This is a genomic window from Cupriavidus sp. FW305-F7 (genome assembly GCF_058782875.1).
Genome location: NZ_JBYSYC010000012.1, coordinates 100382 through 116003, shown reverse-complemented (window position 1 = coordinate 116003; position 15622 = coordinate 100382). Strand labels below are relative to the sequence as shown.

Annotated in this window: 15 protein-coding genes; 8 read left to right on the top strand and 7 right to left on the bottom strand. The window is 68.0% G+C overall.

From position 1 onward, the window contains the following. Positions 1 to 4: 4 nt before the first annotated feature. Together AC3WL8_RS13820 and AC3WL8_RS13815 are read left to right on the top strand one after the other, a co-directional pair. Positions 5 to 598, top strand: a complete 594-nt coding sequence (locus tag AC3WL8_RS13820; RefSeq protein ID WP_492378354.1) for a GNAT family N-acetyltransferase — start codon at positions 5 to 7, stop codon at positions 596 to 598. A gap of 28 nt (positions 599 to 626) precedes the next feature. Next, positions 627 to 1802 carry a vWA domain-containing protein gene (locus tag AC3WL8_RS13815; RefSeq protein ID WP_013956076.1) on the top strand — a complete coding sequence of 392 codons (1176 nt, stop codon included), beginning with the start codon at positions 627 to 629 and terminating at the stop codon, positions 1800 to 1802. A 61-nt stretch (positions 1803 to 1863) separates the two neighbouring features. Here the strand turns inward: AC3WL8_RS13815 and AC3WL8_RS13810 are convergent, their stop codons facing one another. Genes AC3WL8_RS13810 through mdlC form a run of 3 tightly spaced genes read right to left on the bottom strand, consistent with a single transcriptional unit; the run spans position 1864 to position 6018 of the window. Then, complete coding sequence (locus AC3WL8_RS13810; RefSeq protein ID WP_013956075.1) at positions 1864 to 2853, bottom strand: Bug family tripartite tricarboxylate transporter substrate binding protein; 990 nt, start codon at positions 2851 to 2853, stop codon at positions 1864 to 1866. A gap of 59 nt (positions 2854 to 2912) precedes the next feature. After that, entirely contained in the window at positions 2913 to 4364 is a 1452-nt protein-coding gene (locus tag AC3WL8_RS13805; protein ID WP_013956074.1) for an aldehyde dehydrogenase, read from the bottom strand. A gap of 49 nt (positions 4365 to 4413) precedes the next feature. Then, a complete protein-coding gene (mdlC, locus tag AC3WL8_RS13800; protein WP_013956073.1) occupies positions 4414 to 6018 on the bottom strand; it encodes a benzoylformate decarboxylase in 1605 nt (534 codons plus the stop codon). Positions 6019 to 6127: 109 nt separating this feature from the next. Between mdlC and AC3WL8_RS13795 the strand changes: the two genes are divergently transcribed. Continuing rightward, positions 6128 to 7036 (top strand): LysR family transcriptional regulator, encoded by a 909-nt coding sequence (locus tag AC3WL8_RS13795; RefSeq protein WP_249221257.1) that lies wholly within the window; start codon positions 6128 to 6130, stop codon positions 7034 to 7036. Positions 7037 to 7039: 3 nt separating this feature from the next. Here AC3WL8_RS13795 and AC3WL8_RS13790 read toward each other — a convergent pair whose 3' ends face one another. Further along, a complete protein-coding gene (locus tag AC3WL8_RS13790; RefSeq protein ID WP_013956071.1) occupies positions 7040 to 7948 on the bottom strand; it encodes a LysR substrate-binding domain-containing protein in 909 nt (302 codons plus the stop codon). Between the two features lie 124 nt (positions 7949 to 8072). On the opposite strand from AC3WL8_RS13790, the gene AC3WL8_RS13785 reads away from it, so the two are divergent. The 3 genes from AC3WL8_RS13785 (at position 8073) to AC3WL8_RS13775 (ending at position 10992) form a co-directional block, all read left to right on the top strand. Continuing rightward, complete coding sequence (locus AC3WL8_RS13785) at positions 8073 to 9059, top strand: Bug family tripartite tricarboxylate transporter substrate binding protein (RefSeq protein WP_013956070.1); 987 nt, start codon at positions 8073 to 8075, stop codon at positions 9057 to 9059. A 15-nt stretch (positions 9060 to 9074) separates the two neighbouring features. Continuing rightward, entirely contained in the window at positions 9075 to 9962 is an 888-nt protein-coding gene (locus AC3WL8_RS13780) for an N-formylglutamate amidohydrolase (RefSeq protein WP_013956069.1), read from the top strand. Between the two features lie 250 nt (positions 9963 to 10212). Further along, on the top strand, positions 10213 to 10992 hold the full coding sequence (locus AC3WL8_RS13775; RefSeq protein ID WP_371827391.1) for a BspC domain-containing protein: 780 nt from the start codon (positions 10213 to 10215) through the stop codon (positions 10990 to 10992). An 80-nt stretch (positions 10993 to 11072) separates the two neighbouring features. On the opposite strand, the gene AC3WL8_RS13770 is transcribed toward AC3WL8_RS13775, so the two are convergent. Together AC3WL8_RS13770 and yaaA are read right to left on the bottom strand one after the other, a co-directional pair. Next, on the bottom strand, positions 11073 to 12215 hold the full coding sequence (locus AC3WL8_RS13770; RefSeq protein WP_013956067.1) for a M14 family metallopeptidase: 1143 nt from the start codon (positions 12213 to 12215) through the stop codon (positions 11073 to 11075). Positions 12216 to 12241: 26 nt separating this feature from the next. Next, positions 12242 to 13027, bottom strand: coding sequence for a peroxide stress protein YaaA (gene yaaA, locus AC3WL8_RS13765; RefSeq protein WP_041228327.1), 786 nt, complete (start codon positions 13025 to 13027; stop codon positions 12242 to 12244). A 49-nt stretch (positions 13028 to 13076) separates the two neighbouring features. On the opposite strand from yaaA, the gene AC3WL8_RS13760 reads away from it, so the two are divergent. Both AC3WL8_RS13760 and AC3WL8_RS13755 read left to right on the top strand, forming a co-directional pair. Continuing rightward, positions 13077 to 13604 carry a PIN domain-containing protein gene (locus AC3WL8_RS13760; RefSeq protein WP_013956066.1) on the top strand — a complete coding sequence of 176 codons (528 nt, stop codon included), beginning with the start codon at positions 13077 to 13079 and terminating at the stop codon, positions 13602 to 13604. An 83-nt stretch (positions 13605 to 13687) separates the two neighbouring features. Continuing rightward, positions 13688 to 14869, top strand: coding sequence for a pyridoxal phosphate-dependent aminotransferase (locus tag AC3WL8_RS13755; RefSeq protein WP_153955618.1), 1182 nt, complete (start codon positions 13688 to 13690; stop codon positions 14867 to 14869). Between the two features lie 96 nt (positions 14870 to 14965). Here AC3WL8_RS13755 and AC3WL8_RS13750 read toward each other — a convergent pair whose 3' ends face one another. Next, positions 14966 to 15610 carry a glutathione S-transferase gene (locus AC3WL8_RS13750; protein ID WP_013956063.1) on the bottom strand — a complete coding sequence of 215 codons (645 nt, stop codon included), beginning with the start codon at positions 15608 to 15610 and terminating at the stop codon, positions 14966 to 14968. Between the last annotated feature and the right edge of the window lie 12 nt (positions 15611 to 15622).

Sequence of the window (15622 nt, the reverse complement as noted above, 5' to 3'; positions counted from 1 at the left end):
CGCCATGACTGCGTTCGTCAAACCCGTCACGCTGGTGGGCCGGCACGTCACGCTGGAGCCGCTGCGCGCCGAGCATGCGGATGGCCTGCGCAGCGCCTGCGCCGACGGCGAGCTGTGGAAGCTCTGGTACACCAGCGTGCCCGCGCCCGAGCGGATCGAAACCGAGATCCCGCGGCGCCTGGCGCTGCAGGAACAGGGCTCGATGCTGCCGTTCGCGGTGCGCGACGCCGCCGGCGAGCTGGCGGGCATGACCACCTACATGAATGTCGACGCGACCCACCGGCGCGTGGAGATCGGCTCCACCTGGTATGCGCGCCGCGTCCAGCGCACGCCGCTGAACACGGAATGCAAGCTGATGCTGCTGGGCCATGCCTTCGAGCATCTCGACTGCATCGCCGTGGAATTCCGCACGCACTGGATGAACCAGCAGAGCCGCGCCGCCATCGCGCGCCTGGGCGCCAAGCAGGACGGCGTGCTGCGCAACCACCAGCGCATGCCGGACGGCTCCTTGCGCGACACCGTGGTGTTCTCGATCATCGCCAGCGAATGGCCGGCGGTGCGGCAACACCTGCAATTCCAGCTCGACCGTCCGCGCTGAAGCGGCCGCCGACTGAAAGCGAGGCATCATGCTGATCGATTTCTTCTTCTCGCTGCGCCACGCCAAGCTGCCGGTCTCGGTCAAGGAATACCTGACCATGCTGGAAGCACTCAAGGCGCAGGTCATCTCGCCGTCGATCGACGAGTTCTACTACCTGTCGCGCATGACGCTGGTCAAGGACGAGAAGCACTTCGACAAGTTCGACCAGACCTTCGCCGCCTACTTCAAGGGGGTCGAGAGCCTGGTCGACTGGAAGTCCGACATCCCGCTCGACTGGCTGCAGAAGACGCTGGAGCGCGAACTCTCGCCCGAGGAAAAAGCCAAGATCGAGGCCATGGGCGGCCTCGACAAGCTGATGGAGCGCCTCAAGCAGCTGCTGGAGGAGCAAAAGGAAAAGCACGAGGGCGGCAACAAGTGGATCGGCACGGGCGGCACCTCGCCCTTCGGCCACGGCGGCTACAACCCCGAGGGCATCCGCATCGGCGGCCCGTCCAAGGGCAACCGCACCGCCATCAAGGTGTGGGAGGCGCGCGCCTACAAGGACTATGACGACCAGGTCGAACTGGGCACGCGCAATATCAAGGTGGCGCTGCGCCGGCTGCGCCGCTTCGCCCGCGAAGGCGCCGACACCGAGCTGGACCTGGACGACACCATCCACTCCACCGCGGCCAACGCCGGCCTGCTCGACATCAAGCTGCGGCCCGAGCGCCACAACAAGGTCAAGGTGCTGATGCTGATGGACGTGGGCGGCTCGATGGACGACCACATCAAGCGCGTGGAAGAGCTGTTCTCGGCCACCAAGACCGAGTTCAAGCACCTGGAGTACTACTACTTCCACAACTGCCTGTACGACTACGTGTGGAAGAACAACCGCCGCCGCCACGCCGAGAAGCTGGCCACGTGGGACCTGCTGCACAAGTACACGCCCGACTACAAGATCATCTTCGTCGGCGACGCCACCATGAGCCCGTATGAGATCCTGCAGCCGGGCGGCTCGGTGGAGTACAACAACACCGAGGCCGGCGCGGTATGGCTGAACCGGATGACCGAGCAGTTCCCGCACTTCGTCTGGCTCAACCCGGAGCCGGAAGGCCTGTGGCAGTACCGGCAGTCGATCACAGTCATCAACCAGCTGATGAAGGGACGGATGTATCCGGTGACGCTGGCGGGGCTGGAACAGGCGATGAAGGTGCTGTCGAAGTAAGGCGGCGCTGGCTGCTGAAGCGCGCAAAGGGCGGCATCGACATGCCGCCCTTTTTCATGGGTCAGTCCACGGTGATGCCCGCCTGCCGGATGAACCTGCCATAGCGCGCGCGATCCACGTTCTGCCGCTCGGCAAACGCCTGGATGCTCAGCGGCGCCACCGCACCGCCCAGCTTGTTGACGTTGTCCTGCAGCTGCACGCCGGCGAGCGCGCGGTTGATCTCGCGGTTCATGCGCTCGACGATGGCCGGCGGCGTGCCGGCGGGCGCATAGACGCCGAAGGTCGAGTCGCCGTCGACGTCCTGCAGGCCGGCCTCGGCCAGCGTCGGCACGTCCGGGTATTGCGCCGCGCGCTTGGCGCTGGCCACCGCCAGCAGCCTGAGCTTGCCGCTGGCCACGTGCTGCAGGCCGGGGCCGGGATCGAACATGAACTGCACCTGCCCTGCCAGCAGGTCGCTCAGGGCCGGGGCCGCGCCCTTGTACGGCACGTGCACGGCGTCCAGCTTGCCGGCGCGCTTGAACATCTCGGCAGCGATATGCGGCGTGCTGCCGTTGCCGGCCGAGCCGTAGCTGAGCTTGCCCGGATGCTCGCGCACATAGGCGATGAACGCGTCCAGCGTCTTCGCCGGCACCGACGGATGCACCAGCAGGTAGACCCGCACAAGCGCCACCGATGCGACCGGGGTCAGGTCCTTGAGCGGGTCGTATGGCATCTTCTTGTAGAGGAAGGGGTCGATGGCCACCGCGCCGCCCGAGGTCAGCAGGAAGGTATAGCCATCGGCCGGCGCCTTGGCCACGGCATCGCCGCCAACGATGCCGTTGGCGCCCGGGCGGTTGTCGATCACCACCGGACGCTTCAGCGCCTCGGACAGACCGGGCGAGATGCCGCGCGCCAGCGTATCCGCGGCCCCGCCGGCGGGGAAGTTGACGACCAGCCGGATCGGCTTGTCCGGCCACGGCTGCGCGGCGGCCGGCGCGCTCACGCCAGCCAGCAGGCCCGGCGCGCACAGTGCGGCGCAAAGGGCGCGCGCGATACGGTGGGGGAATCGCATAATGGTTGTCTCCTGTCTTATGTTTTGCTACTGCCTGCCGCAGCGCTCCGCGGCGCCACTCAGAACGGATATTGCCGTGGCGTGGTCTGCACCGTGATCCAGCGCAGCTCGGTGAAGGCATCGATCCCGGCCTTGCCACCGAAGCGGCCATAGCCACTCGCCTTGACGCCGCCGAACGGCATCTGCGCCTCGTCTTGCACGGTCGGGCCATTGACGTGGCAGATGCCCGATTCGATGCGGCCGGCCACCCGCATCGCGCGCGCCACATCGCCGCCGAACACGGCCGCCGACAGCCCATAGGCGGAATCATTGGCACAGGCAATGGCCGCTTCCACGCCATCCACGCGCACCACGGCCTTGACCGGCCCGAACGATTCCTCGCGATAGATCTCCATGTCCGGCATCACGTGATCCAGCACCGTGGCCCGCATCAGCGTGTCGGTCGCCTTGCCGCCGCAGACCAGCCGCGCGCCCTTGGCCAGCGCGTCGTCGATCATCACGTTGCAGCGCTCGACGGTGCTCATGTCGACCACGGAGCCCAGAACCGCCGGGCCGGTGCGCGGATCCGCCAGCGGCAAGGCGCCGGCACGCGCGGCAAAGCGTGCCACGAAGGCGTCCGCGATGCTGGCATCCACCACGATGCGCTCGGTGGACATGCAGATCTGGCCCGAGTTGGCGAAGGCGCCGAAGATGGCACCGTCCACCGCGGCGTCCAGGTCCGCATCGTCGAGCACCACCAGCGGCGCCTTGCCGCCCAGCTCCAGCACCACGGGCTTCAGGTGGCGCGCGCAGGTCTGCGCGATCAGACGCCCCACGCGCGTGGAGCCGGTGAAGTTGATGCGGCGCACGGCCGGGTGGGCGATGATGGTCTCGACCACCGCGGCGGCATCGGCCGGGGCGTTGGTGACAAAGTTGACCACGCCCGCCGGGAAGCCCGCCTCCGCCAGCGCATCGACGATCAGGCCATGCGTGGCCGGACAGATCTCCGAACCCTTCAGGATGACCGTATTGCCGCACGCCAGCGCCGTGGCCACAGCGCGCACGCCCAGGATCACCGGTGCGTTCCACGGCGCGATGCCCAGCACCACGCCCGCGCCCTGCCGCACCGCCATCGCCAGGCTGCCCGGCACGTCGGAGGGGATCACCTCGCCGTTGATCTGCGTGGTCAGCGCGGCGGCCTCCTGCAGCATGCCGACGGCAAGGTGCACATTGAAGCCGGCCCACATCGCCGACGCACCGGTCTCCGCCGCCATCGCGGCGGTGAGTGCCCCGGCCTTGCCTTCGAGTGCCTGCGCCGCGCGCATGAGCAAGGCGCGCCGTTCGCCCGGACCGGTGTCGCGCCAGGCCGGGAAGGCGCGCGCGGCAGCGTCGGCCGCGGCCAGCGCATCGGCGCTCGTGGCTGCCGGCGCCCGCGTGGCCACGCTGTGGTCAAGCGGGTTGCGGCGCTCGAAGGTGGCACCGTTGGCGGCCTGCGTGCGCTCGCCGTTGATCAGCATGGTGATGTTTTGCATCCTGGAGTCTCCTGGAAGGGGTACTTCGTCTGTCGTCTGGCGCTGCGGCTCAGGCCACCTCGATCTCCACCACGGTCGGCACACGCATGCGCAGGGCTGTCGCCAGCGCTTCGCGCAATGCAGCAGGATGAGTCACCCGTGATGCCTCGCAACCATGCCCGAGCGCAATCGACACGAAATCCAGATCGGGCAATGCCGTGCCGACCAGCGGATCATCGCTGCCAAAGCCGAAGGTCGGCGCAAACTCCTGCAGGGCGGCATAGCGCCGGTTGTTGAGCACGATGAACGTGATCGGCAGGCCCAGTTGCGCGGCGCTCCACAGCGCCTGGATCGAATACATGCTGGAGCCGTCGCCGACCAGGCCGATCACCTTGCGCCCCGGCTTGCCCAGCGCGACGCCCACTGCCGCGGGCAGGCCGTAGCCAAGCCCGCCGCTGCACATCGTATAGAAGGTCTCGCTGCGCAGGATGGGCAGGTAGCGATGCATCACCGGGCGCGCGCTGGGCGCTTCCTCGACCACGATGGAATCGGGGTCGCGCAGCTCCGCCAGCGTCTGCAGGACATAGGCGACGGTCATCGGCGTGCCGGGCTCGGCGCGCGGTGCCGGCACGCGCGGGCGCGGGGCTTCGCGCCGCGGCGGCGCCGGGCGCGCCAGCAGGTCGGCCACGCCCTGGCGGATGCTGCCGACTGCGGCAGTGCCCACCGGCGCCCATGCGGCGATATTCGGATCGTCGATCAGCTGCACCACCTGCGCCCCGGGCGGCGCATGGGGGCCAAACCCCTCGACGTGATAGGTGAAGGCCGCCGCGCCCAGCGCGAAAACAAGGTCGTGGCCCGTGAGCAGCCCGACGATCTTCTCGCGCATCGCCGGCAGAAAGCCGGCAAACAGCGGATGGTCTTCCGGAAAGCCGCAGCGCCCCGACATCGGCGCCACCCACACCGCCGCCTGGTGCCGTTCCGCCAGCCGCACCACGTCGTCCCAGGCGCCATCGCGGTCCACGGCCGCGCCCACCACGAACGCCGGCCGGCGGCTGGCATCGAGAGCGTCGCCGATCTGCGCCAGCAGTGCCGGCTGCACGCGGCTTTCAGTGCTGACCGTGCGCGGCAGCACCGGCTCGCATGGCCGGGCCCAGTCATCGGCGGGAATCGAGATCAGCACCGGCCCGCGCGGCGGCTGCATGGCGATGTAGTAACCGCGCGCAATCGCCAGCGGCACGTCTTCGGCCCGCGCCGGCTCGCAACTCCACTTCACGTAGGGCTTGGGCAGTTCGGTGGCCTGAGCCGAGAACAAGAAGGGCTCGAACGGCAGGATCGAGCGCGCCTGCTGCCCGGCCGTGATCACCATCGGGGTGCGGTTCTTGTGGGCGGTGAAGATGCTGCCCATGGCATGGCCGACGCCGGCCGCCGAGTGCAGGTTGACGAAGGCCGCATTGCGGGTGGCCTGGGCATAGCCATCGGCCATCCCCACCACCACGGATTCCTGCAGGCCGAGGATGTAGCGGAAGTCGTCGGGGAAATCGAGGAACAGCGGCAGCTCGGTCGAGCCGGGATTGCCGAAGATGGTGGTCATGCCGAACGCGCGCACCAGGTCCAGCACCGCGGTGCGCACGGTGGTGGGAGTGGCGGAGGCGGCAGGCGAGGCAGAACTGGCCATGGTCGAGGAAGCTCCAGTGCGGAATTAGAGACAAAGCTTGCCGACCAGTATGGACAATCAGGCCTTGCCCAGAAATTGCCGTTTCGGGGCAAAGTCATTACGATTCGGCATGACCCTCGATCTGCGCCAGCTTCTTGCCTTCCTTGCGGTGTGCGAACACGGCAGCCTGGGCCGTGCGGCCACACAGCTGAACGTGACCCAGCCGGCACTGAGCCGCACCATCCAGCGGCTGGAAGCCCAGCTGGACGCGCCGCTGTTCGAACGCTATGCCACCGGCATGGTGCTGACCGCCTGCGGCGAGGCCCTGCTGCCGCACGCCAACCTTTTGCGCCACGAGGCCGAGCACGCCACCGAGGCCGTGCGCGCGCTGCGCGGGCTGGCCGCCGGCACCATCCGCGTGGGCACCGTCGCCAGCGTGGCCAGCGTGGTGCTGCCGGAGGCGATCGAGGCGGTGCTGGCACGCTGGCCCGGGCTGCGCGTGCGCATCGTCGAAGGGGTGGGAGATTTCCTGGCCGATGCGCTGCTGCGCCGCGAGATCGACCTGGTTATCGGCATCGCCTTGCCGGAGAACGAGGAAATCTGCGCCGTGGCGGATGTGGGCTGGAGCGACAGCAGCTTCGTGGTCGCCGCCGCCGGGCATCCGCTGATGGGCCGGCCGGCGCTGCGGCTGGCGGATACGGTCGGCTGCCGCTGGGTCATGCCGCCGCGCGGCACAGCGCCATTCGACGAACTGCAGCGGCTGTTTGCACGGGCCGGGCTGCCGCCGCCGGAGATCGTCGCCGAAACCCGCTCGATCATTGCGCTCAAGGCGCTGGTGGCACGCGCGGGCTTCCTCAGCTGGATGGCCGCGCCGATGTACGAGGCCGAGCAAAAGGCGGGCATGATCCAGCCGCTGCCCATTGAAGGCGCCCAGGCGCCGCGCCGGCTGGCGGTGTACCGGCGCCGCCAGGGCATCCTGCCGGCGCCGGCAGCGAAGCTGCTGGAGCAGTTGCGCCAGTTGACATCGGACGTGGGCTGAACGTCAGGCGGGCCGCGCCAGGTCGGCCCCTTCCATCACCCATGCGCGGAATGTGCGCAGCGCCGGCAGGTGCTGCTTCTGCTCCGGATAGCACAGGTAATAGCCCTTCTTGGCCAGCACCTGGGCCGGATGCGCCACCACCAGCGCCCCGGTGGCCAGTTCTTCCTCGATCAGGCAGCGCGGGATCAGCGCGATGCCCAGACCCGACAGCGCGGCTTGCGTGAGCAGCGAAAACTGGTCGAAGCGCGCGCCGCTCCAGGCCTCGCGGGTCGGCACGCCCAGCGTGGCGAACCAGTCGGGCCAGGCTTCGGGAACGGTGGTGTGGTGCAGCAGCGGATAGCGCAGCAGCGCGGCGGGCGTGGGCGCCACGCCGCCGGGCTCGGACGCCAGCAGGCCCGGGCGGCACACCGGCAGCACCTCGCGCCCGGTCATGTAGTCGGCCAGGCTGCCGGGCCAGACGCCGTCGCCGAAACGGATCGCGGCGTCCAGGTCCGGCTCGGAAAAATCGTAGCCCTGCGCGTGCGGCACGAATTCCAGCGTCACCTCCGGATGGCGCGCGAAAAACTGCGGCAGGCGCGGGATCAGCCACTTGGCGCCCAGCGTCGGCATGCTGGCGATATGCAGCACGCCGCCCCGCCCCTGCCGCGCCATCAGCTCGACGGTGGCGGCCTCCAGCTCGTTCAGGCTGGGGCCGATGCGCTCGAGGTAGCGCTCGCCCGCCTTGGTCAGCATCAGGCGCTGGCGCACGCGCTGGAACAGCTCCACGCCCAGGTAAGCCTCCAGGCTGCGCACCTGCTTGCTGACCGCGCCTTGCGTGACATGCAGTTCACGCGCGGCTACGGTAAAACTGTTATGACGCGCCGCAGCCTCGAAGGCCTGCAACTCGGTCAGCGACGGACATAGGCGTCGCATAAATCACCTCTACTTTACGACCAAATGGAATGAGCTAAGGATTTTATTTCGTTTGCGGCACGCTTGCCCGGGCGCGCAGAATCGTGAAATCCACTTTATTCCTCCCCTTCCCCTGGACCCCGTCATGCAACGTCGCCATCTTCTCCGACTCCTGGCCGCCGCTTCGGCCGCCGCCGCTGCCGGCATCTCCTTCAGCGCCTTCGCCCAGGCCGGCTACCCGACCAAGCCGATCACGCTGGTGGTGCCCTTCCCCGCAGGCGGCACCACCGACATCGTCGCGCGCATCGTCGCCGACAAGCTCGGCCAGCAACTGGGCCAGGCCGTGGTGGTGGACAACCGCGGCGGCGCCGGCGGCAGCATCGGCACCGCTTTCCTGTCCAAGGCGGCGCCGGACGGCTACACGCTGGGCATTGCCACGGCCTCGACCCATGGCATCAATCCGGCGGTCTACCCGCGCCTGTCCTACGATGCAACCAAGGACTTCACCACCATCACCAACCTGGCCTCGGTGCCCAACGTGATGAGCATCAACCCGGCGGTCAAGGCCACCGACATGAAGTCCTTCATCGCGCTGGCGCAGTCGCAGCCCAACAAGCTTGCCTATGGCTCGGCGGGCAACGGCAGCGTCTCGCACATGATGGGGGAACTGTTCAAGATGAGCAGCAAGACTGAACTGCTGCACGTGCCCTACAAGGGCGTGGGCCCGGCGCTGAACGACGCGCTGGCCGGCCAGGTGCAGGTGCTGTTCGACAACCTGCCGTCGTCGCTGCCGTTCATCGAAGGCGGCAAGCTGCGTGCGCTCGCCGTGGCAGCGCCCAAGCGCGTGGCCGCGCTGCCCAACGTGCCGACCTTTGCCGAACTGGGCCTGGGCGAAGTCAACGACGCCGCCTGGTTCGGCCTGATCGCACCGGCCAACCTGCCGGCGGATATCCAGACCAGGCTCCACACCGCCGCGGTCAAGGTGCTGGCACTGCCGGAAGTGAAGGCCAAGCTCGAGAAGCTGGGCGCGACCCCGGTGGGCGATACGCCGGCGCACTTTGCCGCCCAGATCAAGAGCGAAGTGGCCAAGAACAAGCGCGTGGCCGCCGCCGCCAAGATCTCGCTCGACTGATTCCACAGCAACACCATGACCGACACCGACCGAACCACCGCGGACAGTCCGTTCTACCTGTACCAGCCCGAGGGCGAGCCCGCGGCGCTGTTCCTGGACTCGCCGCACAGCGCGACGACCTACCCGACGGACTTCCGCCCCGACCCCGCGCTACCGCTGGAACTGCTGCGCCAGGCCGAAGACACCTTTGTCGACGAGCTCTACGCCGGCGCCCCGGCGCGCGGCATCCCGCTGCTGTGCGCGGGCTTCCCGCGCAGCTATCTGGACGCCAACCGCGCGCTGGAAGAAATCGACGAAGCCCTGCTCGACACACCGTGGCCCGGCGCCAGGCAGGAGACCTCCAAGACCCGGCTGGGCAAGGGCCTGGTCTGGCGCGTGCTGGACACTGGCGAGGCCATCTACGACCGCAAGCTGAGCGTGGAAGAAGTGCAGGCGCGCATCAACCGCTGCTACCTGCCCTATTACGCGCAGCTGCAGAAGCTGGCCGACCGCGCCGTCGCCAGCCACGGCAGCGCCTGGCATATCAACTGCCATTCGATGCCGAGCCACGCCGCGCCATTCGCCACCGAGTTCCCGGGGCTGGAGCATCCGGACTTCGTGGTGGGTGACCGCGACGGCACCACCTGCGACAAGCGCTTCACCGACCGGGTCGAGGGCGTGCTCAAGGAGATGGGCTACGACGTCTGGCGCAACCACCCGTACAAGGGCGTGGAGATCGTGCGCGTGGTGGGACAGCCCCAGGCCGGCTGCCACAGCCTGCAGCTGGAGGTCAACCGCAAGCTCTATATGGACGAGGTGGGCCTGACGCATACCGCGGGCTTTGCCAGGCTGCGCCATGACCTGAACCTGCTGCTCGACGAGCTGCTGCGCTTTACGCGCTCGATGCCGTCGCGCGTGGCCTGACCCGGGCCGGGGCTGCGCCACGCAGCCCCGCATACGCTGCGGGTTCACCGCAGTTGTGCGAGAGAAGGGATTCCTGCTAGTGCACAAGTCACTTGCTGCACGACCTCAAGCCTTGGAAGAATGGGTAACAAGATTTAGGAACTTTGTCAGATAGGTTTCCTCTATCATGGCATTCCTTGCGAACCCATCTTGCCTGCCGGCCCCTGCGGCCCCGCGGGCAAAACCCAAGAACGCACACACCGCTCACACCGTGATCCGACGAATCTCCGAACTGCTCGGCAGCCGGCTCCGCATGGTGGCTGCCGCAGTGGCCGGTGCGATCGCGCTGGCAGGCTGCGCCAATATGCCGGCCGATGATGCCAGCGCCGGCCCTGCCCCGGCACCCACCGCCGCGCCCGCCCGACCTGCCGCCGCCCCGGCACCCGCCACTTCCACTCCGCCCACCAAGACCGTCACCCTGCCCGACCGTGGCCGCGTCAGCCTGTCCGAGTACCGGACCCGCATGCGCGAACAACTGATGAAGACCGAGAACGCCACCAGCGACGTGGCGGACTGCGCCGCCCACGCCAGCTGGGTGGTGCCGCGCTCGGCCAGCTACGATGCATTGAAGATCCCCACCGGCGCGCTCGCCGCGGGACAGGCCACGACCGAGCCATGGAACGGACGCTTCTCGCCCGGCAAGCAGGCCGTGCCGGTCAGCTCGGTGGTCACCTTCGCCGCTACCGCGCACAAGCGCCGCGGCAGCGACGACTGGCAGCCGGTGAAGGTGCGCTGCGGTTATGACGACGGCATGATGCTGGCGTATGAGCTGCTGGACAGCGGCGGCGCCACCATCAGCGAACCGGCTGCCGAGCCGGCCGTGCCTGCTGCTACGCACACTTCGGCAAGCAAGAGCCGCAAGGGGGCCAAAGGCAAGAGCACGGCGTCGAAGTCGGACAAGGCGTCGGCGTCCAAGTCGTCGAAGTCAACGACCGCCAAGTCCACCTCCGGCCCGGCCAAGACGACCAGCAAGACCAAGAAGAAGCAATAGGCGCAAAGCGGGCGCACCGCGTCCGCGCCAAGGCCGTTCCGGCCCACCCGGTTTCGTCCGGTTGGGCCGTTTGCGCTGGCTCAGCCCAGGTAGTCCAGGATCGCCTGCAGCATCGCCGTCCCCAGCAGCGCGCTGCGCGCGCCGTTCCAGCCGACCGCCGGATCCGGCAGATCGGCATTGTCCTTGAACGGCATCTCCAGCGTCAGCGCCAGGCAGCCGAAGGTATGGCCGATGTACTTGGACGCCAGCTTGAGTGCATCCGCGTTGTACTTGCTGGCCGCGTAGCCGTGCACATCCTGGAAATCCGGCGAGGCCCGCTTGAAGGCCTCGATAAAGCGCTGCTGCTCGCGCCGGCGCGCCTCGGTAAAGCCCGGCAGCATCTCGCTGCCGGCGACGAAGTTGTACGGCAGTCCCTCGTCACCATGGATGTCGAAGAACATGTCGCAGCCGCTGGCCTCGATGGCGCGGCGCACGTGGTAGACCTCGGGGCTGGTATCCGGGCTCGGCGCCATCCACTCGCGGTTCAGGTTGGCGCCGGCGGCATTGGTGCGCAGGTTGCCGCGCGCCGAACCGTCCGGGTTCATGTTCGGCACGATATGGAAGACCGCGCGCTCCAGCAGCTTGCGCGCGACCGGGTCGCCCGCCCACATGCCGGTGCCGGTCAGGCGCTGCAGCACGCCTTCGACAAACCATTCGGCCATGCTCTCGCCCGGGTGCTGGCGCGCGATCATCCAGACGGTCTTCTTGCCGGGGCCGGGCTGGCCCAGCGTGACGCGGGTCATGTCGCGCCCGTCCACGGTGCTGCCCAGGTGCGACAGCCGCGCCAGCGGCGAGCGCTGGCAACTGGCCAGCAGCGACAGGTGGCGCTCATCCGGATACGGCTCGAAATACGCAAACCAGATGCTGTCGTGCTCGGGCGTGCATTCCACCGTCATCACCTGGCCGTCGAAGCGCGTCGGCACGCGGAACCAGTTGGCGCGGTCGTACGAGGCCACCGCGCGGTAGTCGCGCCATCCATCCGGATAGGTGCAGTCGCCGGCGTTCAGGAAGTGCATCCGGCACGCCTGCCCCGCCGCGCCCTGCAGGCGGAAATGGAACCACTGGCGGAAGTCGGCGTGCGAGTCGGCGCGGATGCGCAGGCGGATATCGTCGGCGCGGTCGAGTGCCTCGACCTCGATGGCGCCGGAGTCGAATTGCGAAGAGATATGCATGTCGGCAGGCATGGCTGGCAGTCTCGTGGCGATGGGTTTCAGTCTTCCAGGCGGCGGCGGAACACCCAGCGGGTGGCATCCGAGGCCGCGGCGTCGAAGGCGTAGCCGTCCTCGGCAAAGCGCTTGAGCTTTTCCGGCTCGGTCACGCGCTGCGTCACCGCGTAGCGTGCCATGGTGCCGCGCGCGCGCTTGGCGTGGAACGAAATGATCTTGTAGCGGCCGCCCTTCCAGTCCTCGAACACCGGCGTGACGATGCGCGCCTGCAGCACCTTGGCCCGCACCACCTTGAAATACTCTTCCGAGGCCAGGTTGACCAGCACCGGCGCGCCTTCCTGCTTGAGCGCGGCCATGTCGGCGTTGATCATCTGCGTAACATCGTCGCCCCAGAACGCGTACAGGTCCTTGCCGGCAACGTTATCGAGGCGCGTCCCCATCTCCAGACGGTAGGGCTGCATCCAGTCCAGCGGGCGCAGCACGCCGTACAGGCCGGACAGGATGCGGATGTGCTTCTGCGCAAAGCCGAGGTCATCGGCCGACAGCGTCTTCGCGTCCAGGCCATCGTAGACGTCGCCATTGAAGGCCAGCACCGCCTGCTTGCTGTTGGCCGCGGTGAACTCCGGCGACCAGTCGCCGTAGCGCGTCACATTGAGCACCGCGAGCTTGTCGGAGATGTCCATCAGCGCGCCCACATCCTGCGGCGCCAGCTTGCGCAGGCGCTCGATCAGCGTGGCGGAACGGTCGATAAAGCGCGGCAGCGTATGGGTCTTGAGGCGCGGAGGAGTCTCATAGTCCAGCGACTTGGCGGGAGACAAAACGATGAGCATGGCAAAATCGCGGCAGTAGCCAAGGACAAACAAGCCAAGATTGTAGCGAATGCGCCTCGACACCACCGGAACCACCCTCTTCGCCAGCCCCGCCGGCGTCACATCAGCGCCGCGCGTGGTGCTCGACTCCAACATCTGGGTGGACCTGCTGGTCTTCCGCGACCCCCATGTGGAGCCGATCCGCACCGCGCTTGAGGCCGGCACCATCGCCCCGGTGATCCGCGCCGACTGCCGCGAGGAACTGCGCCGGGTGCTGGCCTATCCGCAATTTGCCCGCTTTGACGTCGATATCGATGCCGCGCTGGCCACTGTCGACCGCCTCGCCAGCCTGGAAGCCGCGCCGCCGCAGGCCGACTACGACGCCATCAGCCTGCCGCGCTGCAAGGACACCGACGACCAGAAGTTCATCGAGCTGGCCCACTTTGCCGGCGCCGCCTGCCTGGTATCGAAGGACAAGGCCGTGCTCAAGCTGCGCAGCCGCCTGCGCCGCAGCAGCGGCGTGGAAGTGATGACGCCACCGGCCTTCGGCGCCTGGCTGGCCGCGCTTGGCGCCGCCAGCGCCGCCGATCCGCTTTAGAATGTCGGCTCCCGGCGCCGCCTACGTGGTGGCGCCGCACGCCTGATCGCACCCCGTCCCCACCGCATCGACACGTTCGCATCATGTCCGCAGACACCACCCACACCCAGTTGACGCCGCTGACCCCGCCGCCTTCGCGCCTGCCCGCCGTCGGCACCACCATCTTCACCGTGATGTCCGCGCTGGCCACCGAGAAGAACGCCGTCAACCTGGGCCAGGGCTTCCCAGACTTCGACTGCGACCCCAGGATCGTCGATGCCGTGACCGCTGCCATGCGTGCCGGCCATAACCAGTACCCGCCGATGGCTGGCGTGCCGCGCCTGCGCCAGGCCATCGCCGCCAAGATCGCCAGCCTCTATGGCCACCAGTACAGCTGGGACACCGAGATCACCGTCACCGCCGGCGCCACCCAGGGCATCCTGACCGCGATCCTGTGCGCGGTGCATCCGGGCGACGAGGTGATCGTGCTGGAGCCGTGCTACGACAGCTACCTGCCCGCGATCGAGCTGGCCGGCGCCACCGCCGTGCCGGTCACGCTGGAAGCGCCGGAATTCCGCGTGCCCTTCGACAAGCTGGCCGCCGCGATCACGCCGCGCACGCGCATGGTCCTGATCAACACGCCGCACAACCCCACCGGCACGATCTTGCGCGCGGCCGACATGGACCAGCTGGCGCAGATCCTGGCCGGCACCGACATCCTGCTGCTCTCGGACGAGGTCTACGAGCACATGGTCTACGACGGCCAGCAGCACGCCTCGGTCTCGCGCCATCCTGAGCTTGCGCGCCGCAGCTTCGTGATCTCGAGCTTCGGCAAGACCTACCACGTGACCGGCTGGAAGGTCGGCTACGTGGCCGCGCCGGCCGCGCTGATGGCCGAGTTCCGCAAGGTGCACCAGTTCAACGTGTTCACCGTGAACACGCCGGTGCAGCACGGCCTGGCCGACTACATGGCCGATCCCGCGCCCTACCTGCAGCTGTCGGCGTTCTACCAGGCCAAGCGCGACTTCTTCCGCGCCGGGCTGGCCAACAGCCGCTTCAAGCTGCTGCCGTCGGACGGCACCTACTTCCAGTGCGTCGACTACTCGGCCATTTCCGACCTGAGCGAGGCCGACTTCGCCATGTGGCTGACGCGCGAGATCGGCGTGGCCGCGATCCCGGTCTCGGCCTTCTACACGCAGCCGCGTGAATCGGGCGTGGTGCGTTTCTGCTTTGCGAAGAAGGAAGAGACACTGGCGCTGGCGCTGGAGCGGCTGGGCAAGCTGTAGGCGCAGGCCTGGCCTCTGCGCCAACGAAAAACGCCCGCGATCCAATCGCGGGCGTTTTACCTTGTGCCGCCGGTTTTGTGGCCGGCTTGTTGCCGGTTACTTGTTGCTGCGGCTCGCCATCAGCTCAAGATTGGCCTTGCGGTCGGCATTGACCTTCTGCACCGATTCGCGCGCCGACAGCGTCTTCAGGTAGTCCTTGACCGGCAGGTCGGCCAGCAGATCGGTGCCGTAGATGATCTTGGTGCACGACGACACCAGCGGCAGGTGCGCCGCGGCGGCGCAGTCGGCCAGCGTGAAGGTGTCGCCGGCGATATACGGCGAGAACTTCGCCAGCTTGGCGAAGGCGGGGACATAGCGCGTCAGCAGCTTGTGCTGGCGTTCCTTGACGCCATCGCTGACCTTGCCGCCGAAGAATGCCTCGGGGTACAGTTCGCGCGCGGTCAGCTCCAGGTACAGTTCCATGAAGACGACGATCTCGCGCACCTTGGCGGCCTGGTACGGGTCGCCCGGCAGCAGCGGCGTCTGCGGATAGGCCGCCTCTACGTAGTCGACGATGGCTTCGGACTCGCACAGCGGGCCGGATTCGGTGATGATGTAGGGCACCTTGCCCGCGGGCGTGGCTGCCGGGTCGGTCTGGCCGATCCAGGCCAGCACCTCTTCGAACGGCACGTTCTTTTCCAGCAGCGCCAGCTTCACTTTGTTGTAGTAGTTGCTGGCGGCAAAACCGCAGAGCTTCAGCATGTCGTCTCTCTC